Source organism: Campylobacter sp. FU_520 (assembly GCF_025772385.1).
Classification (GTDB): Bacteria; Campylobacterota; Campylobacteria; order Campylobacterales; family Campylobacteraceae; genus Campylobacter_D; species Campylobacter_D lari_C.
On the sequence record NZ_JAKMRZ010000016.1, the window covers coordinates 1 to 26,571 of the forward strand.

A 26,571-nucleotide genomic window follows, 5' to 3' on the forward strand; every position below is an offset into this window, starting at 1 on the left:
ATATTGTAAGTATTATAGTAGTAAACAAATTCAACAATCACAAAATGCTTGAAAAAGGATTGGTAAAACTTATTAATCCTTGTAAATATACATATAAAATATTAATCAATAATCTAACAATTCAACATTAACATGCTTGTTATCATCGCTAAGCTGTATTCTATAATATAAACTTAACTCTTCCATACCATTTCCATTAACAATAGTTTTATATTTATCTTTTAGTTCTCGTCCTAATAAATTTTTTAATAAATTAGAAGGTGCTTTTAACTCATCGGGTGTATTTGGGAAATTTGCCTTAATGTCTACTTGGCAATGTTTATATTTATATTTAACATTTTCTTCTTGAGTTCTGAAATTTAAAAAATCAACTTTGACATTTTTCAAATATTCTTTATATTTATTTGCTAATTCATTTGTATTTGCACCAAAATTTCCAACTCCAGTAAGATTTAAACTTTCTACATAGATACTTTCAAATTCTTCCTTAGTTAATTCTTCTAAAAGTTTTAATGCTACTTTATCATCACATTTTGGTGTTGTATCATAACAAGCACTAAAGAAAAAAACAAACATTATGCTAATTAATATTTTTATTATTTTCATTAAAACTCCTTATTTGTTCTATAGCATTTAAAATTTTATGATTATATTTATTATTTTCGCCAATAAAAATTTTTAAGAATTCAATTCCAAAATGAGATGGGAAAATAAAATAACAAGAATTTTTATTATAAGAAAAATTCTTGGTTAATGTTTTAATACCTATTGAAATTTCATTTTTATTTGTTGATGCTTCTCCAATAGCTACTTCAAATAAATCATCTTTAAAAATAATATCAAAAGGATATTTTTCACTTTCCATAAAAGGCTTTATGTTTTCAGCATTCACACATTATCCTTTGCTAAAATTTCATCAAGAATGTTATTAATTTTTTCTATATTTTGATTTCTAAGACTTACTCCAACCATAAACAAATCAGCTATCCACAGTCCATGACCTCCATAGTAAAAGAATATATATAATAAACCTATTAAAGGATCATAAGGATTCATATTTAAGAAAAATGAAACAACGATAGCTATTATTGTAAATATAAGTCTAAATAAACCAATTTTAAAATGCCCTATAGCAAATCTAGCAACACCTAATGCACCAAATATAAAATTATAAAGCCAAAAAACCTTTGTTGGATTTAAAATTTTTGTATTTGATAATTTAAACGCAACTTCATTTAATTGTGTATTATTTAGTTTTTCAAACTTCAGTTTTAATTCTTCATTAGAAATTTTGGGTTTTTCAAATTTTATGTACCAATTTGTAAACCAATGATATTTTCTTGGAAGTTTGCTTTCTATTGAATAATACAAATCTAAACCAATCATTTTAATCCTTTTTATTTTAATTTTCATAATTTGATTTTGAATTATTTCACAACATAACTTAATATATATTTAATATTTCAATTATTTTATTATTTTTCATTGAATATTTCAATTGTTTTTAATAAAGAAAAAACTTTATACAATTTATTTTTTGTAATTTAAGGATATAGACTTGAAGAAAACAAAGCGAGATATGGCATATGAATTAGATATTGATGTTAGTACTTTATATAATTGGAGAAAATATAAACCAAATTTATATCGCATAGTAATGCTTGGTTTTAAATATGATAGTCTTTTAGAATATCATAAAAAAACATATGAAGATTTACTGAACATTGAAAACGAAATTTTAGAAGAAATAGAAAAATTTAAATAGACGCTTATAATTATTAACATAATTTATTTTCAATGATTGAAATTCTTAATTATCTATATTTTATTACGCAACAAAATAAGTCTTTGTTATTTATTTTTTAATAAATTCACACTTAATAAAACAATAAAACTAAAAATTAAAAGTATGAGGCTATAAATATGGGCTGTAGCAAAATCTAAATTTTCCATACTTTCATATATAGCAATACTAGCTACTTTTGTTTCTCCGCTTAAAGAACCACCTATCATTAATACTATACCAAACTCACCCATAGTATGTGCAAAACTTATTACCAAAGCACTTAATATAGCTGGTTTAATACTAGGTAAGATTACTTTAAAAAGTGTGATGAAAGAATTTTTTCCCAAAGAAAAACTAGCTTCTATAATATTTTTAGAAATCATAGACATTGCATTATATAAAGGATTAAACATAAAAGGTAAAGAATAAATACAACTTGCTATCACCAAACCTTCAAAGGTAAAAGCTAAAGTGATATTAAAGTGTTTTTCTAAAAAATTACCAAAAAAAGAGTATTTTGAAAATAAAATCAATAAGTAAAAACCAACAACAGATGGTGGTAAAACTAAAGGTAAGGTTATTATAGTTTCTAGAATTTTTTTTGCCTTAAATTGCTTAAAAGTAAAAAGCCAAGCAAGTGGTATGCAAAAACAAAACAAAATTATACAAGTAATAATAGAAAGTTTTATGGAAACTAAAAAAGGTGTCCAATCTATACTTAATAATAATTGCGTCATTATTAAAACTTTCTCAAGTCAAAAAAGACTTGAGATTATTTTCCTAAATTTGGCTCCATTTCTATAATTTTCCAAGGAAGTCCTTGAGTATTTAACTCATCCATAAAAGGTTTAGCATCAAATTCTTCCATGTTAAACACACCTTTTCCTTGCCAAATTCCTTTAGCGATTAGCTTTGTTCCTATCATTGCAGGAACTCCAGTAGTATAACTCACAGCTTGCGCTCCAGTTTCTTTAAAGCATTCTTCGTGATTACAAACATTGTAAATATAAACTTGTCTATCTTTTCCATTCTTTACACCACGAATCACACAACCTATATTAGTATAACCTTTGGTGCGAGGGCCTAAACTAGCAGGATCAGGAAGTAATGTTTTTAAAAATTCTATTGGTATTATTTCTTTGCCTTGATGCATAACAGGCTTAATACCTAGCATACCAACATTTTCAAGACATTTCATATGAGTTAAATAGCTTTGCCCAAAAGTCATAAAAAATCTTATTCTTTTTAAGCCTTTGATATTTTTTACTAAGCTTTCAAGCTCTTCATGATAAAGTAAATAACTATCCTTTACCCCTACTTCAGGATAATCCCACTCCATTTTTATTTCCATAGGTTCAGTTTCTATCCATTTTCCATTTTCCCAGTAACGACCTTTAGCTGAAACTTCTCTTAAGTTAATTTCAGGATTAAAATTAGTTGCAAAAGCATAGCCATGATCGCCTGCATTACAATCTAGTATGTCAATATAATGAATTTCATCAAATAAATTTTGCTGCGCATAAGCACAAAATACATTAGTAACACCTGGATCAAAACCGCTACCTAAAAGTCCTAAAATTTCTGCTTGTTTAAACTTATCATTTCTTGCCCATTGTTCTTTATATTCAAATTTAGCTAAATCAGGATGTTCATAATTTGCAGTATCTACATAGTGGATATTAGTTTGAATACACGCATCCATTAAAGTAAGATCTTGATAAGGTAAAGCTACATTTAATAAAATTTCAGCTCCTGTTTTTTTGATAAGTTCTACAACAGCAGCAGTGTCATCTGCATCTATTTGCTCAGTTTGAATTTCTACATCTAAACGCTCTTTTATAAAAGCTGCTATTTCATCACATTTACTTTTGGTTCTACTTGCTAGAGTTATTTTGCTAAAGACATCACTATTCATTGCACATTTTACAGTCGCAACACGGCTTACACCACCTGCGCCTATAATCAAAAGATTTTTCATCATTTTTCCTTAAATTTTTTAGAAAATTGTAACAAAAAAACTTTATAAAGCATTGAAATAAAAAATAAAAAATAATTTTTATAATGTTTTTTTAAAATAAAACAAGTAAAATGATAGTTTTTTAAATTTTTTAAGGACACTTATGAATTTACAAAGTGTGGAACTTTCTTATCCTATTGTTATTACTTTTATTAGCTATGCATTTTTAATGCTTTTTATAGGTTTTTATTTTTACAAAAAAAATCAAAACAGTAAAGATTATTTTGTTGGTAATGCCTCCATGGGGCCGGTAATATCTGCCTTAAGTGCAGGTGCATCTGATATGAGTAGTTGGCTTTTAATGGCTTTTCCTGGTGCTTTATATGCAGCTGGTTTAGGACAAATTTATATAGCCATAGGCTTAAGTTTTGGTATGTTTTTAAACTGGACCTTTGTTGCTAAAAGATTAAAGATTTTTTCTCAAATAGCCAAAGAATGTATTACAATTCCTGATTTTTTTGAAAGTCGCTTTCATGATGATAGACATATTTTAAGAAGCATTTGCGCAATAGTTATTTTGGTATTTTTTACTATTTACATTAGCGCTGGATTAGTAAGTGGTGCTAAGCTTTTTGAAAGTGTATTTAATTTACCTTATATTTTTGCCTTAAGCATTGGATTTTTAGTTATTGTTTTATATACTTTTTTAGGTGGCTATAAAGCCGTATGCTGGACTGATATGATTCAAGGACTTTTAATGATGAGTTCATTAATCATCATTCCTTTTGTGATGATTTTTGAACTTGGTGGCTTTGGCGAAGCCTTTTCTACTATAAATGATGTAAAACCCCAAGCCTTTGGTTTAGATGGTGGTGGTTGGTTGGTCGTAGTATCAACCCTGGCATGGGGGCTTGGTTATTTTGGCCAACCTCACATTTTAATTCGCTTTATCTCTATAAAAAATGTAAAAGAAATTCCTACTGCAACTTTTATAGGCATAACTTGGATGGTAATTTCTTTATTTGGTGCTGCTATGATAGGATTTTTAGGTATTGCTTATATAGCTAAATTTAATCTTACTTTAAATGACCCTGAAAGAATATTTATCGTAATGTCTCAAGTACTTTTTAATCCTTGGGTGGCAGGAATTTTACTCAGTGCTATTTTAGCTGCCATTATGAGTACAGCTAGTTCTCAACTGCTAGTGTGCGCTTCTAGCTTGGTACAAGATTTTTATACACAAATCTTAAAAAGAAAAACAAATGATAAAAATATTACTTTATTATCACGTCTAGGTGTTTTAGTTGTTGCTTGTGTAGCTTTTGTACTTTCACTTGATACGCAAAGTCAAATTTTAAGTATAGTTTCTTATGCTTGGGCTGGTTTTGGTGCAAGCTTTGGAAGTGTTATTTTATTTTCTTTATTTTATAAAAATATGAGTAAAGAAGGTGCGATAGCTGGAATGGTTAGTGGAGCTTTAACTGTTATATTTTATAAACATTTTGGTTCAAATTTTATAGCAATTTATGAAATCATTCCTGGATTTTTAGTTGCAAGTTGTTTTATTGTGATTTTTAGTATAATTTTTAAAGCAAAAAAACATACAATAAAACACTATGAAAAAATGTTAAAAGAAATTTAAATGTTTAAATCTTTTTTTTATTCAAAAAAATGGGCATTGTGGGCTTATTTGGGTTTGTTTTTTTTACTAGCTTCTTTACTTGCTCAAACCTCCATTAATGTTGCAATAAATGAATGGTATAAGGAATTTTATGATGTTTTACAAGATGCGAAAAATCACAGCATAGATGACTTTTATCATTTTATTAAACAGTTTTTATATTTAGCATTGCCTTATGTATTAATCGCTACTATCACACAGTATTTTGGAAGTATTTATGCCTTTAAATGGCGCGAGGCTATGACTTTTGATTATATTAAATTTTGGCAAAAAAAAGATGACAATATAGAAGGTAGTTCACAAAGAATTCAAGAAGATATTTATAATTTTTCAAAAATCATAGAAAGCTTAGGATTGGCTTTTGTTAAGGCAATTATGACTTTAATTGCTTTTGTGCCAATTTTGTGGATGTTAAGCGCGCATGTTAATTTACCTATTTTAAAAGATATTAATGGCTCTTTAGTATGGATTGCATTTTTGGTTTCTTTAGGAGGTCTTGTTATATCATGGTTTGTTGGCATTAAATTACCCGGTCTTGAATATAATAATCAAAAAGCCGAAGCTGCTTTTAGAAAAGAACTTGTTTTTGCTGAAGATGATAGAAAAAATTATGCAAGCGATGAAAGTATTTTAAGTTTATTTACTGGACTTAAAATCAATTATAAAAGATTATTTTTGCATTATGGGTATTTTAATATATGGCTTTATTTATTTGAGCAAATCATGGTTATAGTGCCTTTTTTAATCATGACTCCAAGCTTGTTTTTAGGACTTATACAACTTGGGATTATCATACAAGTTGGCAATGCTTTTGATCAAGTTAGATCCTCATTTAGTATTTTCATCACCAACTGGACAACTATCACGCAATTACGTAGCATTTATAAACGTTTAGATGAATTTGAAAAAAATATTGAATATAGAAAACATAAATTAATTTAAAATATGTCATTTATTTTAAGCTAATTTTATAGTTTTGATTTGATATAATTTTGCAAAAATTTTATTAAAGGAGTTTTTTTGGACCCCAGTCAATCTTTAGACTTAAATCAAACATTACCTGCTGTTGCCTCAATTGATGTAGGCTATTCTACTTTTATGATTCTTGTTGCATTAGCTTTAGTGCTTTTAAATGGATTTTTTGTTTTATCTGAATTTGCTATTGTTAAAGTGCGTAGATCAAAACTTGAAGAAATGGTAAAAGAAAAAAAACGCAATGCAAAAAAAGCTTTGGAAGTAACTTCAAAACTAGATACTTATTTAAGTGCTTGCCAACTTGGTATTACATTAAGCTCTCTTGCTCTTGGTTGGATAGGTGAACCTGCTATTGCTAAAATTCTTGAAGTTCCTTTGGCAAATTTAGGCTTAGCTCCAGCATTAATCCATACCATAGCATTTATTATCGCTTTTGCCATTATCACATTGTTGCATGTTGTATTAGGTGAATTAGTTCCAAAAAGCGTTGCTATCGCTATTGCAGATAAAGCTGTTTTATGGGTTGCAAGACCATTGCATTTATTTTGGTTACTTTTCTTACCTTTTATCAAAACATTTGACTTTTTAGCTGCAATTTCTTTAAAAGTTATAGGTATCAAACCTGCTAAAGAACATGAATTAAGCCACTCTGAAGAAGAAATTAAATTTATTGCAAGTGAAAGCCAAAAAGGTGGAGTTTTGGATGAGTTTGAAACTGAAATCATACGCAATGCTGTTGATTTTTCAGATACAGTAGCAAAAGAAATCATGACACCTAGAAAAGATATGATATGTCTTAACAAACAAAAAAGCTATGAAGAAAATATGCAAATAGTTTGTCAGTACAAACACACACGCTTTCCATATATAGATGGTTCTAAAGATATCATTTTGGGTATGGTGCATATTAGAGACATCATGCAAAATGAACTTAGCAAAGATAAGAAAAATTTAGATGATTTTTTAATCAAAATGATCTTGGTTCCAGAAAATATCAGCATATCCAAAGTTCTTTTCATGATGAATAAAGAACAAGTACACACAGCATTAGTAGTAGATGAATATGGTGGCACAGCCGGTCTTTTAACCATGGAAGATATTATGGAGGAAATCGTTGGAGATATTAACGATGAGCATGATGATTCTAGTCCACATTTTAAAAAACTTGCAGAAAACATTTATGAATTTCAAGGAAGATATGAAATTAGTGAAGTAGAAGAAATGCTTGATATACGCTTTAATGAAGAACTAGAGCAAGTCACTATAGGTGGATATGTTTTCAATCTCTTAGGACGCTTACCAGTAGTTGGAGATAGAATAGAAGATGAATTCTGCTACTATGAAGTCAAAAAGATGGATGGAAATAGTATAGAACGCATTAAAGTTGTACGCAAAAATACTGATGAAGAAGAGTAATAAACTCTTCTTTTACTTTCATACAATCCTCAATCTTATCCATTCTAACCTACAAGGAAAATATATGCAATTACATGATGAAATTAATCAATTTATGCAAGAATACAAAAGTATTATGATATCTTCTTTAAATTTAAGCAATCAAACAATATGCTCATATGCACCTATTATAAAAATTAAAAATGACTTTTATATTTATATTAGTGAAATTGCTGAACATTTTGAGGGAGTTAAACACAATAATAAAAACATAGAAATTATGTTTATAGAAGACGAAAAAGATTGCATGTCAATCTTTGCAAGAAAAAGACTTAAATTTAGAGTTGAGAGCGTAGAAATAACAAGAGATAATCAACTCTTTGAGCAAGTATTAAATACTTATGAAAATGAAAACAATAAAGAAATAATCCAAGTCATTAAGAATATGCAAGACTTTCATTTATTTCAACTTATGCTGAAAAATGGAAGATATGTTAAAGGTTTTGGAAAAGCATATGAAATTAATGAAGGAGTAATTGATTTAATTAATTCAAAAGGACATAAATAATTCAAGATGAGCAATAAGCTCATCTTGATAGATTAACCATTTCTTTTTTTAATGATCTCTTCAGAAACATTTTTTGGAACTTCATCATAGTGATCAAATTCCATAGAATAAGTAGCACGGCCTTGAGTTTGACTTCTAAGATCGGTTGAGTAACCAAACATCTCAGCCAAAGGACAAAATGCTGTAATAATTTTATTACCACCTCTTTCATCCATTGAATTTACTTGACCACGGCGTTTATTTAAATCACCAATAACATCACCCATGTATTCTTCTGGAGTTTCAACTTCAACTTTCATCATAGGTTCTAAGATTACTGCACCTGCTTTTCTAGCACCTTCTTTAAAGCCCATAGAAGCTGCAAGCTTAAATGCCATTTCAGAAGAATCCACTTCATGGTAACTTCCATCATAAACAGTTACTTTAACATCTTCAACAGGGTATCCTGCTAAAACACCGTTTTGTAATGCTTCTTGAACACCTTTATCAACTGCTGGAATATATTCTTTTGGAATTACCCCACCTTTGATATCATTTACAAATTCATAACCACTACCTGGCTCAAGTGGCTCAAGTCTTAAGAATACATGACCATACTGACCACGACCACCTGATTGTTTAGCGTATTTGTATTCTTGCTCAACTGTTTTTCTAATAGTTTCACGGTAAGCAACTTGAGGTTGACCAACTTCTGCTTCAACTTTAAACTCACGAAGCATTCTATCAACGATAATTTCTAAGTGAAGTTCACCCATACCTGAGATGATAGTTTGACCACTTTCTTCATCTGTAGAAACTCTAAAGCTTGGATCTTCTTGAGCTAATTTATTTAAAGCAATAGACATTTTTTCTTGATCTGCTTTTGTTTTAGGCTCAACAGCAACTGAAATAACAGGATCTGGAAAATCCATTCTCTCTAAAATAACCTTATCTTTTTCACTTGCTAAAGTATCACCAGTTAGCGTGTCTTTAAGACCAACAACCGCTCCAATTTCTCCTGCGTATAAAGTTTTAATCTCTTCTCTTTTATTAGAGTGCATTTTCAAAAGACGACCGATTCTTTCTTTTTTATCTTTTGTTGAGTTGTATGCATAAGAACCGCTTTCTAAACTTCCTCTATATACACGAACGAAAGTTAATTGCCCAACAAAAGGGTCGGTCATAATTTTAAATGCAAGACCTGCAAATTCACCATCATCGGTTGATTTTACAGAAACTTCTGTGCCATCTTCATACTCACCTTTAATATTAGCAACTTCATCAGGAGCTGGCAAATAAGCAACAACAGCATCAAGCAATGGTTGAACACCTTTATTTTTAAAAGCTGTACCACAAAGCATAGGAACCATAGAAAGACTTAAACATCCTGCTTTGATACCTGCTTTGATTTCTTCTTGAGTAAGCTCTTCACCACCTAGATATTTTTCCATCAATTCATCACTTGTTTCAGAAACCGCTTCTATCATTTTTGTACGATATTCTTCAGCTTTTTCTTTAAGCTCAGCCGGAATTTCTTTTTCTACATAATCAGTTGGCTTGTTTTCATCTTCCCATACCAAAGCTTTCATGGCAATAAGATCAATCACACCTTTGAAATTATCTTCAGCACCAATTGGAATTTGAAGTGGAACTGGGTTGCCTTTTAAGCGATTTTTAATTTGCTCTTCTACGTTAAAGAAATTTGCACCAATTCTGTCCATTTTATTTACAAAAACAATTCTTGGAACACCATATTTATTAGCTTGTCTCCATACAGTTTCTGATTGTGGTTGAACTCCACCTACTGAACAAAATACCGCAACAGCACCATCTAAAACACGCATTGATCTTTCAACTTCGATTGTAAAGTCAACGTGGCCTGGAGTGTCTATAAGGTTGATTTGGTGATTTTTCCAGAAACAAGTTGTAGCAGCAGAAGTAATTGTAATACCCCTTTCTTTTTCTTGCTCCATCCAGTCCATTGTAGCTGCACCATCATGCACCTCACCAATTTTATGACTCATACCTGTAAAGAAAAGAATTCTCTCACTAGTAGTTGTTTTACCAGCATCAATGTGAGCTGCAATACCTATATTTCTAACTCTTTTTAAAGGAGTACTTCTTGACATGCTTTACTCCTCTTACCAGCGATAATGAGCAAATGCTTTATTAGCTTCTGCCATTTTGTAAGTATCTTCTTTCTTCTTGAATGAAGCACCTTTACTATTAGCTGCATCTAATAATTCAGCTGCTAATTTTTCAATCATAGTTCTTTCACTTCTTTTTCTAGCAAAAGAAATAATCCATCTTATAGCTAAAGCTTGTTGTCTAGCTGGGCGTACTTCTACTGGAACTTGATAAGTAGCACCACCAACACGACGAGATTTAACTTCTAATAAAGGCTTAATATTTTCAATAGCATCATTAAAAATTTCTATACCTTTTTTTTCTCCGCCTTTTTTATCGATAGCTTCTAAAGCACCATACATAATAGTCGTAGCCGTGCTTTTTTTACCATCATACATTAAAGAATTAATGAATTTTGTGATTACTTTGTTTCCATAAATCGGATCTGGCAAGACTTCTCTTACCGGAGCTTTTCTTCTTCTCATAATTTTCCTTCAAATTTATAATTTTACTCAAACAAAATCAAATCTAACGGATTTGTCTGCAATCTTATTACTTAGCTGCTGCTTTAGGGCGTTTTGCACCATATTTAGAACGAGAAACAGTTCTTTTTGCAACACCTGCAGTATCTAAGGCACCACGAACAATGTGATACTTAACACCTGGTAAGTCTTTTACCCTACCACCACGCACTAAAACAATGCTGTGTTCTTGTAGATTGTGACCTTCACCACCGATATAACTAATAACTTCAAAGCCACTTGTAAGTCTTACTTTGGCAACTTTTCTTAACGCTGAGTTTGGTTTTTTAGGAGTTGTTGTATAAACCCTAGTACAAACTCCCCTTCTTTGTGGGCAATTTTTAAGCGCTGGTGATTTAGATTTTTCTAAAACTTTTTTGCGCTCTTTTCTAACCAATTGATTTATGGTTGGCACAGTAATTCCTTTCATTAATAAAATAATAAACTTTGGATAATATCTAAATTTTACTTATAAAATTATAAACTATTAAGGTTTTCTTGGAGTTTTTCTAAAAACAAATAAATGTGATAAGCATCATTGGTGGCATGATTAACATTAATACTAAAAGGAATGAGAAATTTTTTATTTTCTTTTATAATCTTTCCACTTGTTATAATAGGAAAGAAATATTGCTCTTTTTTTGGCAAGTGTAAAGAAAAATTTTCAAAAGCTATCCAAGGAATAGCAGAAATATTAAAAAGATTATCTATAGGTTCTTTTAAAAACATACTTTTATTACTTTTTAATAATTGTTTATCCTCTTCATATAAAGATAAAAAATCATTTAAATTTTCTTTATAGAAAGTCCAAAGAACAGAAAAAGTTTTGGAGTCCTTATGAAAAATAGTATAAGAAGGATGGATAATATCATAACATATTAGTTGTTTGTTTTGATCTAAACTAAATTTAAAATTATCAAAAGCATTTATACTTTTACTAATAACGTGGATAAAACAAGGGTAGAATTCATAATTATTGTTTTTAATAAAATAATAAAAAGAACTAATATCTAATTTAACAGTAATTTCAAACGAGCAAGGAATATTTTGAGTGTAAAAATTAAAATGTTCTTTTCTTTTGTATTGTTCCAAATCAATTATTTTAAACATAAAATACTTAAAAAATCCTAGCAAAATTGCTAGGATTGAAAATTAATTTTGTTGTTTAAGTTTTAAATTTTGATCTCCATAAAGACCTGTACCAACAGGAATCATACGACCTAAGATTACATTTTCTTTTAGATCTTCAAGATAATCAAATTTACCTGCAATACTTGCTTCTGTTAAAACTTTTGTTGTTTCTTGGAATGAAGCAGCTGAAATCACACTATCACTTCCAATAGCTGCTCTTGTAACCCCAAGTAATACAGGCTCAGCTACAGCAGGTTCACCACCATATCTTAAAATTCTTTCATTTTCTTCTCTGAATTTTCTTCTTGAAACCAAATCACCTACAATAAAGTTTGTATGACCACTATCAACAATTTTTACTTGTCTTAGCATTTGTGATACGATGATTTCAATATGCTTATCAGAAATCACAACACCTTGACCACGATAAACTTGCTGAATTTCAGAAATAAGATAATAATGCAATGCTTTTTCACCTAAAATTCTAAGTACATCATGGCTTGAAATAACTCCATCGGTTAATTTTTCACCCGCATGGATAAATTCACCATCTCTTACTTGAATGCGTTTTGATTTATCTATCAAATACTCTGCACTACTTCCATCTTCTGCTTGGATAATGATTCTTTCTTTTGATCTTAAAGGTTTATCAAATCTAACAACCCCATCAATTTCAGCCACAACAGCAGTATTTTTTGGCTTTCTTGCTTCAAACAATTCAGATACCCTTGGAAGACCTCCAGTAATATCTTTTGACTTAGCTGCTGCCTTTGGTGTTTTAGCTAGGATATCAGCTTGTTTAACCTTATCGCCATCATTTACATAAATAACAGTTTTTGGCTCTAGTTGATAACGCACTACTTTGTCATTTTCGCCTATAATTAACAATGCAGGACGCACTCCACTTGGTAAATACTCATTAATAACAAGTGATCTTTTACCAGTTGCTTCATCAATTTGCTCATCAGCACTATAACCTGACTCAATATCTTCAAAATTAATTGTACCTGCAACTTCTGCAATTACAGTATTATTATACGCATCCCATTCAGCAATAATAGTTTTATCTTCTTTACTTGATTTTGCTATGATGGTTTTAGGATTATCTACAAAAGCGCTATCGTCAAATTCAATCACAGATTCTCTTGGTATATAATGTCTTTTTGCTTCTCTATCATTTTCATCAGCAATAACAACAAAAACACCTTTTTCTTTAACCACATCACCTTTTTTTAGATTTCTAATTCTATCTAAACCGTCCCCTTTAAGCATATAAAACTTCAAAGTACCTTTTGCACCAGCTATAATATCTTGAGTGATAGGATCTCCATCTTTTACTAGCAATTCACTCGCATAAGGGATACGGTTTGGTATATTCCAACCCTCTTTGATTACTTCTACAATACTTTCATTTTCAGCTACTTCAGCACCATCGCTATATGGAATATATAATTTACCTTCAATATTACCACTTACACCCGCAAGTTCATTAGCTTTTGCTAAGTCGTATTTTCTTAATATAAATTTAGCTTCATTGTTTTTCGCTTTAACACTAACCACTACATCTTCATACGCATGTTCAATATGGATAGTTCCTTTAAATGGAGCTTTGATTTTTGGTTCAACAAGTAAAATAGCAGCATTGCGATGATTTGCAACGATAGTTTTACCTTGTCTATCTTCATAGGTATTAAGATTATAAAATCTTACAAAACCTTCTTTGTGTGCTACTACTTGGCGATCTTGTAAATCTGTACTAGCAGTACCACCACTGTGGAAAGTTCTTAGTGTAAGCTGTGTTCCTGGTTCACCGATTGATTGAGCAGATATAATACCTACAGCCTCACCTGGCTTAACTAATTTGCCTTCACCTAGGTTAATACCATAGCATTTAGAACATACGCCTTTTTTAGCTTTACAAGTAATAGGAGTTCTAATACTTACACTCTTTACACCACTTTCAACAATAATCCTAGCTTTTTCTTCATCTACTAAAGTACCTTCTGAGAATAAAATTTCATTAGTAATAGAATCAATAATATTTTCAGCTAAAACTCTTCCTAAAATTCTTTCTTCTAAGGTTTCAATTACAACACCATCTGCGGTGATTTCATTAATCTCGACACCCTCATGTGCGCCACAATCTTCCATTGTAACTTTTACATTTTGAGCTACATCGATAAGTTTTCTTGTCAAATAACCTGCATTTGCTGTTTTTAAGGCTGTATCTGCAAGACCTTTTCTAGCACCGTGAGTTGAAATGAAATATTCAAGAACGTTAAGTCCTTCACGGAAGTTTGAAATAATCGGTGTTTCAATAATAGAACCATCAGGTTTAGCCATAAGACCCCTCATCGCAGCAAGCTGTGAAATTTGAGCTGCTGAACCCCTAGCACCAGAATCTGCCATCATATAAATAGAGTTAAATCCTTCTTTGTCTTTTTTAATCAACTCCATCATATCTTTTGATAAGACATTATTAGTACTTTTCCAAATATCAATAATCTTATTATATCTTTCCCCTGAAGTAATCAAACCTAAATTATATGAATTTTGGATTTCTCTTACTTGTTTTTTAGCTTCTTCTATACTTTTTTGCTTTTGATCAGGCACAATAATATCAGCAATTGAAATAGAAATACCCGATTTTGTTGCATATTCAAAACCAAGATCTTTTAATTTATCTAAAAAGCTAGCACTTACTTCAAGACCACCTTCTTTATAAACATAATCAACCAAAGCTGCAATATCTTTTTTCTTCATGACTTTATTCCACATATTTTCAGGAACAAAATCAGGTAAGATAGACTTAATAATCAATCTTCCCGCAGTCGTAGTGATTTTTCTACCATCAACTACACTTCTAATACTTGCATGAATATCTAAAGATTTTGCTTCTAGGGCAATCATAACCTCTTCAATACCTGTACAAATTTTATGCTCACCCTTAGCACCATCTTTTTCTAAAGATAGATAATAAATCCCCAAAACCATATCTTGAGAAGGCACAGTCACAGAACGACCACTTGCTGGAAGCAAGATATTCATAGATGAGAGCATTAATACTTTACACTCAGCTATTGCTTCTTGTGATAAAGGCACATGCACAGCCATTTGGTCCCCGTCAAAGTCAGCATTAAATGCTGCACATACTAATGGATGAAGTTGAATTGCCTTGCCCTCTACAAGCACAGGATGGAAAGCTTGAATAGAAAGTTTATGCAAGGTTGGGGCACGGTTAAGCATTACAGGATGACCTTTAACAACCTCTTCTAAACACTCCCAAACCTCATTGGTTTTATTTTCTATCATTTTTTTAGCTTGTTTTACAGTGGTAGCATAACCTTTTTCTTCAAGTTTAGCTAATAAGTGTGGCTTAAATAATTCTAAAGCCATTTTTTTAGGTAAACCACATTGATCCATTCTAAGTTTTGGCCCAACAACAATAACACTACGACCTGAAAAATCCACCCTTTTACCAAGTAGATTTTGTCTGAAACGACCTTGTTTTCCTTTGATGATTTCACTTAAAGATTTTAATGGTCGTTTATTTGCACCTTTAACCGCATTTGCTCTTCTACCATTATCAAATAAAGCATCAACTGCTTCTTGAAGCATTCTTTTTTCATTTCTAATGATGATTTCAGGCGCATCAAGTTCCATAAGTCTTTTTAAACGTGTATTTCTATTAATAACTCTTCTGTATAAATCATTCACATCAGAAACTGCAAATTTTCCACCATCTAAAGCTACTAAAGGTCTTAAATCAGGTGGTAATACAGGTAAATTTGTAATCATCATCCACTCAGGACGATTAGGCACCACTTCATCAATATTTGTATTGCTATTTAAATTGCTATTTAAGAAATTTTCTACCACTTTTAAACGTTTGATGATAGTTTTTTTCTTTGCTTCTGAATTAGTTGCCGCAATATCTTCTTTTAGTTTATTTAAAAGCTCAACAAGATCTAAATTTGCTAGCAAATCTCTAACAACTTCACCACCCATTCTAGCTTTAAATCCACTACTTTCATAGCGTTGCATTAAATTTAAATATTGCTCTTCATTTAATACATCACAAAATTCAACTTTTTTAGTATTTTCATTATCATAGTAAGCATCACCTGGATTTTCTACTATATATGCTTCATAATACAATACGCGTTCTAAATCTTTCATCTTTACACCAAGTAAAGTACCGATACGACTTGGTAAAGAATTTACATACCAAATATGTGCCACCGGAGTAACTAGCTCGATATGTCCCATTCTTGAACGACGCACTTTAGAACTAGTAACTTCAACACCACATTTTTCACACTTAATGCCTTTGAAGCGCATTTTTTTATATTTACCACAAAGACATTCATAATCTCTTACTGGTCCAAAAATTTTAGCACAAAAAAGCCCGTCTCTTTCAGGCTTTAAGGTTCTATAATTAATCGTTTCTGGTTTTTTTACTTCCCCATAAGACCATGATTTGATTTTTTCAGGACTTGCAAGTCTTAATTGAAAAGCTTCAAAGTCTCTAGGTCTGCCATCTTCTTTTATTTCGATAGGTTTAAATTTACTCATTATTCTCATCCTTATCAAAAATCTCAACATCTAAAGCAAGAGATTTTAATTCATTTGTAAGTACAAAGAATGTTTCTGGAATACCTGTTGCTGGAACATTCTCACCTTTTGTTAAAGCTTTATAAGCACTAAATCTACCTTCAACATCATCAGATTTTATGGTTAACATTTCTCTTAAAGTATGAGCTGCCCCGTAAGCTTCAAGAGCCCAAACCTCCATCTCACCAAATCTTTGTCCACCAAATAAAGCCTTACCACCAACTGGTTGTTGTGTTACAAGACTATAAGGTCCAGTACTTCTTGCGTGAACTTTTTCATCTACTAAGTGGTGTAATTTAAGCATATACATACATCCAACATGTACACGCTCTGCCATTTTTTCACCAGTTCTTCCATCATAAAGTTCGCTTTTTCCATCCATAGCTATTTTAGCCATCTCAAAAAGCTTACCAAATTCTTCAACCGTTACACCCTCAAATACAGGAGTAGCAAATTTTACCCCTTTAGCCCAATCTCTAGCATAAGAAATAAGTTGCTCATCATTTAAAGTTTGCACAAATTTCTTTTCTAGCTCAAGTCTAGATACACTACAAATTTCAAGAATTTTTTCGCGTAATTCTTTTACAAAATCTTTTTGTTTTCTATCAAAAATTTCTTGAATTTGATCACCTAGTCTCATACCAACAATTCCTAAGTGACTTTCAAGAATTTGCCCTATATTCATACGGCTTGGAACCCCTAAAGGATTTAAAGCTATATCAATAGGTCTTCCATCAGGTAAATATGGCATATCAACTTCTGGAACGATATTAGAAACAATACCTTTATTTCCATGGCGTCCTGCCATTTTATCTCCAACTTTTAATTTTCTCTTAGTCGCGATATATACTTTAACAAGTTTTACTACTCCACTTGGTAAAATATCATCTTTTTCTAAAATTTCTAATTTTTCATCATGTTCTGTTTTAAGTTTTTTCTTCTCATTTTGGAAATGGTTTTTTAAATCATCGTATTCTTTTTGCACTTCTTTAGAATAAGCCTTAACTAAAGAATTTAATGCAAAACGATTAATTTTTTCTAATTCTGCAATTTCTACTTTGGAACCTTTTTTATATTTAACACCATTTATTTCTTCATCTGAATTTAAAGGTGACTTAGAAAGTAAAGAACAAACCCTTAAAGTTTCTTCTCTATCCATCATTAAAAGTCTATCATGATGTTCTTTTTCAAGGTTTAATTTTTCATCATCATAAGCTTTTATAGCACGTGCATCTTTTTCATAACCTTTTTTAGTAAAGATTTTTACATCTACAACAACACCTTCTAGTGAAGCAGTTGCATATAAAGATTTATTTACAACATGTCCAGCTTTTTCGCCAAAAATAGCTCTTAATAATCTTTCTTCAGGTGTAGGTTTTACTTCGCCTTTAGGAGAAACTTTACCCACTAAAATCATGCCAGGCTTAATATGAGTTCCTATTTTAGCAATACCACTCTCATCAAGATGTGCTAAATCCTCTTCTTTTACATTTGGAATATCTTTTGTAATTTCTTCTACACCATCTTTAAGTTCTCTAGCCTCTACTTCTTTTTCATAAATATGAACGCTAGTAAAAGTATCTTCACGTAAAATTTTCTCACTAATTACAATAGCATCTTCATAGTTATACCCATGCCATGGCATAAATGCGATTAAAGCATTTTTACCAATAGCAAGTTCGCCTTGATCCATACTTGGACCATCTGCAATGATTTGACCTGCTTGAACAAATTCACCTTTTTTAACAATCGGATGTTGAATAAAAGTTGTATTTTGGTTAGTTCTTAGATTTTTTTCCATTTTGTAATGATCAATAAATGGTCCATTTTCATCTTCACCCAAAATGAAAATATTTTTATTATCAACCTTTTCTACAATCCCTGCTCTTTTAGCTTTAATAGCTTCCCAAGCATCACGAGCAATGATTTTTTCCATACCAGTACCTACTATAGGTGCTTGTGCGGTTAGTAAAGGCACTGCTTGACGCTGCATGTTTGAACCCATCAAAGCTCTGTTTGCATCATCATGCTCTAAGAATGGAATCAAAGATGCTGCAACCCCTACTATCATACCCGAACAAAGGTCAATCAAATGTACTTCTTCTCTTCTTGCTAAGATTGTTTCACCATCTTGTCTTGCTTCAACAAATTCTTCAACAATATTACCTTTTTCATCAATTTTAGTTGAAGCTGCTGCGATCACTAAACCTTCTTCTTGAGTAGCGGTTAAATAAACGATTTCATTGCTTACTTTACCATTTTCTACTTTCTTATAAGGTGCTTCAACAAAACCTAGATCATTTACTTTAGCATAAGTTGAAAGTGTATTAATCAAACCGATATTTTGACCTTCTGGAGTTTCAACAGGACAAATTCTTCCATAATGTGTTGCGTGGACATCACGCACCTCAAATCCTGCTCTTTCTTTTACTAAACCACCCTCACCAAGTGCAGATAAACGGCGCTTGTGAGTTACTTCACTCAATGGGTTTGTTTGATCCATAAATTGAGATAATTGACCACCAGTAAAAAATTCCATAATGGTTACAGTAATTGTTTTAGGATTGATCAAATCATAAGGCATTACTTTGTCAATATCTGCATTTAAAGCCGTAAATTTATCTCTAATAGATTTTTGCATTTTAGCAAGACCTACATGAAGTTCATTCGCTAAAAGCTCTCCGATTGATCTAATACGACGATTACCCAAGTGATCTCTATCATCGATATGGCCTCTACCATTTTTTACTTTAATTAAATATTTTGCAGTTTTTACTATATCTTCATTAGTTAAAACTGTAACGTATTCAGGCGTATCTAAACCTAATTTATGGTTCATTTTCATACGACCAACTTTTGTTAGGTCATATCTTTCAGGATTGAAAAATAAATCATTCACAAAAGCTTTTGCAGCATCTTTTACTACAGGCTCACCTGGTCTCATCACTTTATAAATTCTAATAGCTGCTAAATCATTTTCATCTTCTATATTTTCTGTTTGTTTTAATAATTTTAAAGTTTCATTATCTTGAATAAAAGAATTAATAATAGCAGCATCTACTCCATTAGCTAAATCGTTTGCAATATCAAACTGTTTTTCTTCTTTAATTTTTGCTAGTTTTCCTTCATCTAATAGTGTTAAAGAATCATATAAAACTTCACCGGTTTCTTTATTAATGATAGGATTAGCTAAATATCTATTTGTTAAAATTTCAACTGGATATTCAACCCATTTAACACCATCTTTTACAAGCTGTTCAGCCTTTTTCTTTGTCATTCTTTTACCAGCTTGATGAATTACATTACCTTTTTCATCTTTTAAGTCATATTCAACTCTATCTAAAAAGTCATTTGGATTAAATTCGGTTAAGAATTTATCTTTTTTTACATGAATAGTTTGTATAGGGTAGAATAATTTTATAATATCTTGTTTTTTATAACCAAGTGCTCTAAATAAAATTGTAATAGGCACTTTTCTTCTTTTATTGATACGTACATAAAGTACATCTTTAGCATCATATTCAAAATAAAGCCAAGAACCACGATCTGGTATAATTTGAGCTGTATATACTAATTTATTTGCAACAGTAGAACTTTCTTCTTCTTTGAAGATAACACCTGGACTTCTATGAAGCTGATTAACTACAACCCTTTCTACTCCGTTGATAATAAAAGAAATTCTATCTGTCATTAAAGGAATTTCTCTAATATAAATTTCTTGTTCTTTAATATCTTTTATACCAATTTTCTCACCCGTTTTTTCATCTTTTTCATGTAAAGTTAAACGGATCTTCATTTTTAAATTTACAGAATAAGTCAAACCTCTTTCCATACACTCTCTAATGGTATATTTAGGCTTACCTACTTCACTACTTACATATTCTAAACTTAATCTATTTTGCGGATCATGGATTGGAAAGATAGATTTAAATACTTTTTCAATTCCGCTTTCTGAATTTTTTGCATCTAAATTTAAAAAATAATCAAAACTCTTTTTTTGTAATTGTAATAAATTTGGAATGTCTATTTGTTGTGGAACATTCGAGAAGTCTATTCTTAAACGATTTCCTGATTGTGAATTTAACATATTATTATACCCCATGGTAAAAGTATTGAAAGAAAGAATCCTTAATTAAAGGAAAACAAGAAAGGATATATAATCCTTTCTTTTAAAAAACAAAAAATTATTTAAGCTCAACCTTAGCGCCAGCTTCTTCAAGTTGCTTTTTAGCTTCTTCAGCTTCAGCTTTGCTAACACCTTCTTTAAGAACTGATGGAGTTTGCTCAACTGCGTCTTTTGCTTCTTTTAATCCAAGACCAGTTAATGCACGAACAACTTTAATTACGTTGATTTTTTTATCACCACCATCTTGTAATACAATATCAAATTCAGTTTTTTCTTCAGCAGCACCGCCAGCAGCACCTGCAACAGCAGCACCTGCAACCATAACTGGAGCAGCAGAAACACCAAATTTTTCTTCAAATTCTTTTACTAATTCTGAAAGCTCAAGAACACTTAGGTTAGAAATAAATTCTAATACATCTTCTTTAGTAATTGCCATTTTTTATCCTTTTTATAATTTTATTCAGCTTCTTTTTTTTCTTTTAATGCATTTAATCCAATTGTGAAATTGGTGATTGGTGCATTCCAAACTTGCAAAAGCATAGCAAGTAATTCATTGCGAGAAGGCATTTTAGCTAAAGCTTTAACTTTATCTACAGAAGCAACTTCGCCTTCGATAAATGCAGTTTTGATCTCAAATGCTTGATTAGCTTCGCTAAATTTATCAGCAACTTTTGAAACATTTAATTGGTCTTCACCCCAAAGATAAATATTAGTATCTTTAAGTTCCATTCCATCTTTGCCGGCATTTTTAAGAGCAATACTTGCTAAAGTATTTTTAATAATTTGAACTTTAACATCCATTTCTCTCGCATTATTTCTTAACTCTTCAAGTTTTTTAGTGTTTAAACCCTTATAGTTACAAACTACAACAGCTTCACTAGCTTTAAAACCTTCTTCAAGTTTAGAAACAAGTTCAACTTTTTGGCTTTTAGTCATCTTTACTCCTTTCCGACCGGTGATTTCAAGCAGAGCAGAAAATCTAATTAAGTCCTAGGACCTCGGCTATCTCCAATCTAAGATAAAAATTAGATAAAATAAAAGTTATTATCTTATCTAATTTTTATTAATGAGAGTAAAACTCTCATTAATTTTATTTTGTATCAAGTAATTCTTGAGTATCAAGAGAAAGAGAAGGACTCATAGTTAAAGAAAGACTAGCGTTTTTAATATATCTTCCTTTTGCAGCCGCTGGTTTGTGTTTATTAATAGCTTTTACAAATGCTGTCATATTTTCTTTTAATTGCTCTTGAGTAAAGCTAACTTTACCTAAACCTGCATGGATATTTCCTTGTTTATCAACACGGAAGTTAACTTGACCATTTTTAGCATTATTCACAGCTTGTGCAACATCCATTGTCACAGTACCTGTTTTAGGATTTGGCATCAAACCTTTAGGCCCTAAAATACGACCTACTTTACCAACTAAACCCATCAAATTTGGAGTAGCAATTAAAACATCAAAATTCATATTTCCTTTTTGAATTTCTTCTACTAAATCATCACTACCAACTATATCAGCACCTGCATTTTTTGCCTCATCAGCTTTTGCATCTTTTGCTATAACAGCAACACGCACTTTTTTACCTGTACCACAAGGTAAAACTACACTACCTCTTACCATTTGATCTGCATGTCTTGGATCAACATTTAATTTTAAAGCAATTTCAACTGTTTCATCAAATTTAGCAGAAGCAAGAGTTTTAACTGTGCTTATTGCTTCATCCATTAAGTAATTTTTATTTGAATCAATTTTTTTTAATAATTCTGTAAATCTTTTAGTATTTTTAGACATTAATTTTTCTCCGCATTTTATATAAAGTGCTACCGCCTTTTTAAACTCTTGGCGGTAAAGAGTATTAATCTACGATTTCAACACCCATAGAACGAGCAGAACCCATAATAATCTTAGCAGCTTGCTCTCTATCTTTTGTGTTCATATCAGCTATTTTTTTATCAACAATTTCTAAAACTTGTGCTTTAGTTAATTTACCTACTTTGTTTTTTAAAGGATTATCTGCACCTTTAGAAATACCTGCAGCTTTTTTGATTAAATCTGTAGCTGGTGGTTGTTTTGTGATAAATGTAAAACTTTTATCTGCATAAACAGTAATAACAACTGGAATATTAAAACCAGCCATATCTTTTGTTCTTTCATTAAATGCTTTACAAAATTCCATAATATTAACACCTTGTTGACCCAAAGCAGGACCAACTGGAGGTGATGGATTAGCCTTAGTAGCAGCTATTTGTAATTTTATTTCTCCTACGACTTTTTTAGCCATAACCTTTCTCCTTTACTTGCTATATTATCAAACTATTTTTTCAACTTGAGAGTATAAGATCTCTACTGGAGTTGATCTACCAAATATTGAAACATTTAGCTTTAAAACTCCTCTAACCATATCATATTCTTCTACAATACCTACAAAGTTTGCAAAAGGACCTTCGGTTATTCTTACACTTTCTTCTTTATCAAATGAAATTTTAGGTTTAGGTGCTGCTTTATTTTTCACCTTTTCTAAAATAAGATTGATATCTTTTTCACTCAATGGGGTTGGTTTTTTACTTTCCCCTATAAAACGACCAACTTTTGGCAAAGATTGAATTTTATGCCAAAGTTCTGTTGATAAGTCAATATTGGCAAATACATAGCCTGAATATAAACTTCTTTCGCTTATTTTTTCTTTACCATTTTTAAATTCGATCACATCTTCAGTTGGAACAATCACTTCTAGTAATTGCTCTTGAATTCCATGATCTCTAACTAAATTTTCTATGGCTCTTTTTACAGCCATTTCACTACCTGCATAAGTTTGAATTGCATACCATTTATGATTCATTATTTTATCCTATAATCTTAGATAATGAAAATGACATAATCAAGTCAACCAATGCTAAAAATAATGAAACAACAGTAACAACTACAAAAACTGTAATATAAGCATTTCTAACTTGCTCTTTCAAAGGCCAAATAACTTTTGATAATTCAGCTTTTGACAATTTAAAATAAGTTATTAGTTTTTCCATATTTTACCTTATTTTGTGGCAGGGCAAGAGGGATTCGAACCCCCAACCATCGGATTTGGAATCCGGCGCTCTACCGTTGGAGCTATTGCCCTAAGGGCTTTTATATAAAAGCCTTAACTTTTTAATTTAACTTCTTTATGAACTGTATGTTTTTTTAATCTTGGGCAATATTTTTTTAATTCTAATTTTTCAGTTGTATTTTTACTATTTTTAAAAGTACTGTAATTAATATCACCGCACTCTTCACATTTCAAGCCAACTTTAATTCTCATTTTTATTCCTTAAAAAGCGAGATAAAATCTCGCTTATGATTATTTAATAATTTTAGATACAACACCTGAACCAACAGTACGGCCACCTTCACGGATAGCAAAACGAGTACCTTCTTCAAGTGCAACTGGTGCAATAAGACTTACAGTAATTCTAACATTCTCACCTGGCATAACCATTTCAACGCCTTCTGCAAGTTGGATAGAACCAGTAACGTCTGTTGTTCTTACATAGAACTGTGGTCTATAGTTATTAAAGAATGGAGTGTGACGACCACCTTCATCTTTATTTAAAATATAAACTTCTGCTTCAAAGTCAGTATGTGGAGTAATTGATTTTGGCTTAGCAAGAACCATACCACGAAGAACATCTTCTTTTTTAGTACCACGTAGAAGAACACCTACGTTATCACCTGCTTCACCTTGATCCATTTCTTTTCTAAACATTTCAACACCAGTTACTGTAGTGCTTTGTGTTTCTCTAATACCAACGATTTCAATAGTGTCACCAACTTTAACAACACCTTTTTCAATTCTACCAGTAACAACTGTACCACGACCTGAAATTGAGAATACGTCTTCGATTGGCATTAAGAAATCTTTATCTGTATCACGAGCTGGAGTTGGGATATACTCATCAACTGCTGCCATAAGATCTAGGATTTTTTTAGACCATTCACCATCTTGTCCAGCTTTTGCTTCTTCAAGAGCTTGTAAAGCAGAACCTGAAATAATTGGAGTGTCATCTCCTGGGAAGTCATAAGAACTTAATAATTCTCTAATTTCCATTTCAACTAATTCTAATAATTCAGCATCATCAACCATATCAGCTTTATTCATGAAAACAACGATATATGGTACACCTACTTGGCGAGAAAGCAAGATGTGCTCTCTAGTTTGTGGCATTGGGCCATCTGCAGCAGAAACAACAAGAATAGCACCGTCCATTTGAGCAGCACCAGTAATCATATTTTTAACATAGTCAGCGTGACCTGGGCAGTCTACGTGAGCATAGTGACGATTTTCTGTTTCATACTCAATGTGAGAAGTTGCAATAGTAATACCACGCTCTTTTTCTTCAGGAGCATTGTCGATATTATCATAATCTTTAAGCTCAGCCAAACCTCTTCTTGAAAGAACAGCAGAGATAGCAGCTGTTAAAGTTGTTTTACCGTGGTCAACGTGACCAATAGTACCAATATTTACGTGAGGCTTATTACGTGAAAATTTTTCTTTAGCCATCTTTTTCCTCCATATAAAATTTACAAACAAATACTAATTTATGTTTTATAATCTTTTGAAATCAATGGAGCTCATAGCGGGACTTGAACCCGCGACCTCTCCCTTACCAAGGGAGTGCTCTACCTCTGAGCCATACGAGCGCTCAGAAAAATTAAAAACATAAATTATAAAATTTTGGAAATTTGAAACTGCTAGAAATTCTGAATTTAAAAACAGCTCCCAGTTTCACTCTACCAAAATTAGGTTGGAGCGGGAAACGGGACTCGAACCCGCGACCCTCAGCTTGGAAGGCTGATGCTCTAGCCAACTGAGCTACTCCCGCAAAGCAATGGTGGTGAGTCGTGGATTCGAACCACGGAAGGCGAAAGCCAGCAGATTTACAGTCTGCCCTCGTTGGCCACTTGAGTAACTCACCATGAATAAAAATGCTTTTTATTTCTGGTCAAACACTGCTATTAACAATGGAGCTGGTTAAGGGACTTGAACCCCCGACCTGCTGCTTACAAGGCAGCTGCTCTACCAACTGAGCTAAACCAGCAAAAAATAAAGTTGAATTATAATGTAATTTTGAATTAATGTCAAGTGTTTTAAATAATTTTGTATAATTTTTTTAAAAAATAAAGGATAAATATGAAAATTTTATTTTCACCTAGTGAAAGCAAAAGCAAAACAAACACACAAACTTGTATAAATGAAAACTCTTTTGTTTTTAGTAATTTATATAGCAAAAGACTAGAAGTGCTTACAAAATATAAAAATCATATAAAACAATGCAGTGAAGGCGAACTTGAAAAGTTTTTTGGTATAAAAGATAAAAACGAAATGCAAGAGCTAACTCAAGATATTATAACGAAAGACACAATCAAAGCTATCCAAAGATACAATGGAGTTGCTTTTGATTATTTAGACTATGAAAATTTAAGTGAGGTTTCAAAAGAATACATAGATGAGAATGTTTTGATTTTTTCTAATCTTTTTGGTCCTATTTTAGCAAAAGATTTAATACCTTATTATAAATTAAAGCAAGGAGAGAAAATCAAGGATTTTAATATAGAAAAATTTTATAAAGATAATTTTTCTGATGAACTTGATAAATTTTTAGAAAATGAATTGATAATTGATCTTAGAGCTAAATTTTATGAAAAATTTTATACTATTAAAAAGCCTTTTTTA

The 26,571-nt window shown here is 31.2% G+C and carries 25 protein-coding genes and 5 tRNA genes; 6 read left to right on the top strand and 24 right to left on the bottom strand.

All coding sequences use genetic code 11. The annotated features are described in order from the left end of the window. Nucleotides 1-105 precede the first annotated feature (105 nt). From L8W55_RS06465 to L8W55_RS06475, 3 genes are read right to left on the bottom strand one after another with little or no spacing between them, the layout of a single operon-like run. Nucleotides 106-606: a hypothetical protein gene (locus L8W55_RS06465; protein ID WP_263677905.1), complete on the bottom strand. Its 501-nt coding sequence runs from the start codon at nt 604-606 to the stop codon at nt 106-108. Further along, complete coding sequence (locus L8W55_RS06470; protein WP_263677907.1) at nt 581-865, bottom strand: hypothetical protein; 285 nt, start codon at nt 863-865, stop codon at nt 581-583. Before L8W55_RS06470 ends, L8W55_RS06465 begins: the two co-directional genes overlap by 26 nt. Nucleotides 866-888: 23 nt before the next feature. Next, complete coding sequence (locus tag L8W55_RS06475) at nt 889-1,386, bottom strand: hypothetical protein (RefSeq protein WP_149062134.1); 498 nt, start codon at nt 1,384-1,386, stop codon at nt 889-891. 193 nt (nt 1,387-1,579) lie between these two features. On the opposite strand from L8W55_RS06475, the gene L8W55_RS06480 reads away from it, so the two are divergent. Then, on the top strand, nt 1,580-1,765 hold the full coding sequence (locus tag L8W55_RS06480; RefSeq protein WP_039625525.1) for a hypothetical protein: 186 nt from the start codon (nt 1,580-1,582) through the stop codon (nt 1,763-1,765). Nucleotides 1,766-1,851: 86 nt separating this feature from the next. On the opposite strand, the gene modB is transcribed toward L8W55_RS06480, so the two are convergent. Beyond that, nucleotides 1,852-2,523, bottom strand: a complete 672-nt coding sequence (gene modB / locus L8W55_RS06485; RefSeq protein ID WP_263677908.1) for a molybdate ABC transporter permease subunit — start codon at nt 2,521-2,523, stop codon at nt 1,852-1,854. A gap of 35 nt (nt 2,524-2,558) precedes the next feature. Beyond that, nucleotides 2,559-3,764, bottom strand: a complete 1,206-nt coding sequence (locus tag L8W55_RS06490) for a saccharopine dehydrogenase family protein (RefSeq protein ID WP_263677909.1) — start codon at nt 3,762-3,764, stop codon at nt 2,559-2,561. A 142-nt stretch (nt 3,765-3,906) separates the two neighbouring features. On the opposite strand from L8W55_RS06490, the gene putP reads away from it, so the two are divergent. The 4 genes from putP to L8W55_RS06510 all read left to right on the top strand — a co-directional run bounded on the left by putP (nt 3,907) and on the right by L8W55_RS06510 (nt 8,362). Then, nucleotides 3,907-5,385 carry a sodium/proline symporter PutP gene (gene putP, locus L8W55_RS06495; protein WP_263677910.1) on the top strand — a complete coding sequence of 493 codons (1,479 nt, stop codon included), beginning with the start codon at nt 3,907-3,909 and terminating at the stop codon, nt 5,383-5,385. Next, the gene (locus L8W55_RS06500; protein WP_263677911.1) at nt 5,386-6,366 is read left to right on the top strand and encodes a putative transporter; all 981 of its coding nucleotides are present in this window, start codon (nt 5,386-5,388) and stop codon (nt 6,364-6,366) included. It abuts the gene before it with no gap. A 78-nt stretch (nt 6,367-6,444) separates the two neighbouring features. Continuing rightward, nucleotides 6,445-7,815, top strand: coding sequence for a hemolysin family protein (locus L8W55_RS06505; RefSeq protein ID WP_263677912.1), 1,371 nt, complete (start codon nt 6,445-6,447; stop codon nt 7,813-7,815). Nucleotides 7,816-7,879: 64 nt separating this feature from the next. Continuing rightward, entirely contained in the window at nt 7,880-8,362 is a 483-nt protein-coding gene (locus tag L8W55_RS06510) for a pyridoxamine 5'-phosphate oxidase family protein (protein WP_263677913.1), read from the top strand. 32 nt (nt 8,363-8,394) lie between these two features. Here the strand turns inward: L8W55_RS06510 and fusA are convergent, their stop codons facing one another. The 19 genes from fusA to L8W55_RS06605 form a co-directional block, all read right to left on the bottom strand. Beyond that, on the bottom strand, nt 8,395-10,470 hold the full coding sequence (gene fusA / locus L8W55_RS06515) for an elongation factor G (RefSeq protein ID WP_263677914.1): 2,076 nt from the start codon (nt 10,468-10,470) through the stop codon (nt 8,395-8,397). A gap of 12 nt (nt 10,471-10,482) precedes the next feature. After that, nucleotides 10,483-10,953, bottom strand: coding sequence for a 30S ribosomal protein S7 (rpsG, locus tag L8W55_RS06520; protein WP_012661188.1), 471 nt, complete (start codon nt 10,951-10,953; stop codon nt 10,483-10,485). Nucleotides 10,954-11,020: 67 nt separating this feature from the next. Continuing rightward, a complete protein-coding gene (gene rpsL, locus L8W55_RS06525; RefSeq protein ID WP_012661187.1) occupies nt 11,021-11,404 on the bottom strand; it encodes a 30S ribosomal protein S12 in 384 nt (127 codons plus the stop codon). Nucleotides 11,405-11,466: 62 nt separating this feature from the next. Further along, a complete protein-coding gene (locus L8W55_RS06530; RefSeq protein WP_263677915.1) occupies nt 11,467-12,099 on the bottom strand; it encodes a CatA-like O-acetyltransferase in 633 nt (210 codons plus the stop codon). 42 nt (nt 12,100-12,141) lie between these two features. After that, the gene (rpoC, locus tag L8W55_RS06535) at nt 12,142-16,695 is read right to left on the bottom strand and encodes a DNA-directed RNA polymerase subunit beta' (protein WP_263677916.1); all 4,554 of its coding nucleotides are present in this window, start codon (nt 16,693-16,695) and stop codon (nt 12,142-12,144) included. Then, the gene (gene rpoB, locus L8W55_RS06540; protein WP_263677917.1) at nt 16,688-20,821 is read right to left on the bottom strand and encodes a DNA-directed RNA polymerase subunit beta; all 4,134 of its coding nucleotides are present in this window, start codon (nt 20,819-20,821) and stop codon (nt 16,688-16,690) included. The genes rpoC and rpoB overlap by 8 nt, the downstream gene beginning before the upstream one ends. 97 nt (nt 20,822-20,918) lie before the next feature. Next, nucleotides 20,919-21,296: a 50S ribosomal protein L7/L12 gene (gene rplL / locus L8W55_RS06545; protein ID WP_012661184.1), complete on the bottom strand. Its 378-nt coding sequence runs from the start codon at nt 21,294-21,296 to the stop codon at nt 20,919-20,921. A 20-nt stretch (nt 21,297-21,316) separates the two neighbouring features. Beyond that, nucleotides 21,317-21,796 (bottom strand): 50S ribosomal protein L10, encoded by a 480-nt coding sequence (gene rplJ / locus L8W55_RS06550; protein ID WP_039617749.1) that lies wholly within the window; start codon nt 21,794-21,796, stop codon nt 21,317-21,319. Nucleotides 21,797-21,950: 154 nt separating this feature from the next. Continuing rightward, on the bottom strand, nt 21,951-22,652 hold the full coding sequence (gene rplA / locus L8W55_RS06555; RefSeq protein ID WP_039617747.1) for a 50S ribosomal protein L1: 702 nt from the start codon (nt 22,650-22,652) through the stop codon (nt 21,951-21,953). Between the two features lie 64 nt (nt 22,653-22,716). Then, nucleotides 22,717-23,142: a 50S ribosomal protein L11 gene (rplK, locus tag L8W55_RS06560; RefSeq protein ID WP_012661181.1), complete on the bottom strand. Its 426-nt coding sequence runs from the start codon at nt 23,140-23,142 to the stop codon at nt 22,717-22,719. 27 nt (nt 23,143-23,169) lie between these two features. Continuing rightward, a complete protein-coding gene (nusG, locus tag L8W55_RS06565; protein ID WP_087684660.1) occupies nt 23,170-23,703 on the bottom strand; it encodes a transcription termination/antitermination protein NusG in 534 nt (177 codons plus the stop codon). A 1-nt stretch (nt 23,704) separates the two neighbouring features. Next, nucleotides 23,705-23,887 (bottom strand): preprotein translocase subunit SecE, encoded by a 183-nt coding sequence (secE, locus tag L8W55_RS06570; protein ID WP_039617745.1) that lies wholly within the window; start codon nt 23,885-23,887, stop codon nt 23,705-23,707. A 16-nt stretch (nt 23,888-23,903) separates the two neighbouring features. After that, nucleotides 23,904-23,979 (bottom strand) — tRNA-Trp (locus L8W55_RS06575). Nucleotides 23,980-24,000: 21 nt separating this feature from the next. Next, entirely contained in the window at nt 24,001-24,159 is a 159-nt protein-coding gene (gene rpmG / locus L8W55_RS06580) for a 50S ribosomal protein L33 (RefSeq protein WP_039617743.1), read from the bottom strand. Nucleotides 24,160-24,198: 39 nt separating this feature from the next. Beyond that, on the bottom strand, nt 24,199-25,398 hold the full coding sequence (gene tuf / locus L8W55_RS06585; protein WP_039617742.1) for an elongation factor Tu: 1,200 nt from the start codon (nt 25,396-25,398) through the stop codon (nt 24,199-24,201). Nucleotides 25,399-25,463: 65 nt separating this feature from the next. Continuing rightward, nucleotides 25,464-25,538 (bottom strand) — tRNA-Thr (locus L8W55_RS06590). A gap of 105 nt (nt 25,539-25,643) precedes the next feature. Next, a tRNA-Gly gene (locus L8W55_RS06595) sits at nt 25,644-25,720 on the bottom strand. A gap of 7 nt (nt 25,721-25,727) precedes the next feature. Continuing rightward, nucleotides 25,728-25,813 (bottom strand) — tRNA-Tyr (locus L8W55_RS06600). Nucleotides 25,814-25,860: 47 nt separating this feature from the next. After that, nucleotides 25,861-25,936: transfer RNA gene (locus tag L8W55_RS06605), tRNA-Thr, on the bottom strand. A gap of 92 nt (nt 25,937-26,028) precedes the next feature. On the opposite strand from L8W55_RS06605, the gene yaaA reads away from it, so the two are divergent. Then, nucleotides 26,029-26,571 (top strand): YaaA family protein (gene yaaA, locus L8W55_RS06610; RefSeq protein WP_263677918.1); only part of this gene is annotated, 543 nt, incomplete at its 3' end.

Excerpts from the sequence above, each read along its gene's own strand:
- L8W55_RS06465 (WP_263677905.1), bottom strand. The coding sequence starts at position 606 with ATGAAAATAATAAAAATATTAATTAGCATAATGTTTGTTTTTTTCTTT.
- L8W55_RS06470 (WP_263677907.1), bottom strand. The coding sequence starts at position 865 with ATGGAAAGTGAAAAATATCCTTTTGATATTATTTTTAAAGATGATTTA.
- L8W55_RS06475 (WP_149062134.1), bottom strand. The coding sequence starts at position 1,386 with ATGATTGGTTTAGATTTGTATTATTCAATAGAAAGCAAACTTCCAAGA.
- L8W55_RS06480 (WP_039625525.1), top strand. The coding sequence starts at position 1,580 with ATGGCATATGAATTAGATATTGATGTTAGTACTTTATATAATTGGAGA.
- modB (WP_263677908.1), bottom strand. The coding sequence starts at position 2,523 with ATGACGCAATTATTATTAAGTATAGATTGGACACCTTTTTTAGTTTCC.
- L8W55_RS06490 (WP_263677909.1), bottom strand. The coding sequence starts at position 3,764 with ATGAAAAATCTTTTGATTATAGGCGCAGGTGGTGTAAGCCGTGTTGCG.
- putP (WP_263677910.1), top strand. The coding sequence starts at position 3,907 with ATGAATTTACAAAGTGTGGAACTTTCTTATCCTATTGTTATTACTTTT.
- L8W55_RS06500 (WP_263677911.1), top strand. The coding sequence starts at position 5,386 with ATGTTTAAATCTTTTTTTTATTCAAAAAAATGGGCATTGTGGGCTTAT.
- L8W55_RS06510 (WP_263677913.1), top strand. The coding sequence starts at position 7,880 with ATGCAATTACATGATGAAATTAATCAATTTATGCAAGAATACAAAAGT.
- fusA (WP_263677914.1), bottom strand. The coding sequence starts at position 10,470 with ATGTCAAGAAGTACTCCTTTAAAAAGAGTTAGAAATATAGGTATTGCA.
- rpsG (WP_012661188.1), bottom strand. The coding sequence starts at position 10,953 with ATGAGAAGAAGAAAAGCTCCGGTAAGAGAAGTCTTGCCAGATCCGATT.
- L8W55_RS06530 (WP_263677915.1), bottom strand. The coding sequence starts at position 12,099 with ATGTTTAAAATAATTGATTTGGAACAATACAAAAGAAAAGAACATTTT.
- rpoC (WP_263677916.1), bottom strand. The coding sequence starts at position 16,695 with ATGAGTAAATTTAAACCTATCGAAATAAAAGAAGATGGCAGACCTAGA.
- rpoB (WP_263677917.1), bottom strand. The coding sequence starts at position 20,821 with ATGTTAAATTCACAATCAGGAAATCGTTTAAGAATAGACTTCTCGAAT.
- rplL (WP_012661184.1), bottom strand. The coding sequence starts at position 21,296 with ATGGCAATTACTAAAGAAGATGTATTAGAATTTATTTCTAACCTAAGT.
- rplJ (WP_039617749.1), bottom strand. The coding sequence starts at position 21,796 with ATGACTAAAAGCCAAAAAGTTGAACTTGTTTCTAAACTTGAAGAAGGT.
- rplA (WP_039617747.1), bottom strand. The coding sequence starts at position 22,652 with ATGTCTAAAAATACTAAAAGATTTACAGAATTATTAAAAAAAATTGAT.
- rplK (WP_012661181.1), bottom strand. The coding sequence starts at position 23,142 with ATGGCTAAAAAAGTCGTAGGAGAAATAAAATTACAAATAGCTGCTACT.
- secE (WP_039617745.1), bottom strand. The coding sequence starts at position 23,887 with ATGGAAAAACTAATAACTTATTTTAAATTGTCAAAAGCTGAATTATCA.
- rpmG (WP_039617743.1), bottom strand. The coding sequence starts at position 24,159 with ATGAGAATTAAAGTTGGCTTGAAATGTGAAGAGTGCGGTGATATTAAT.
- tuf (WP_039617742.1), bottom strand. The coding sequence starts at position 25,398 with ATGGCTAAAGAAAAATTTTCACGTAATAAGCCTCACGTAAATATTGGT.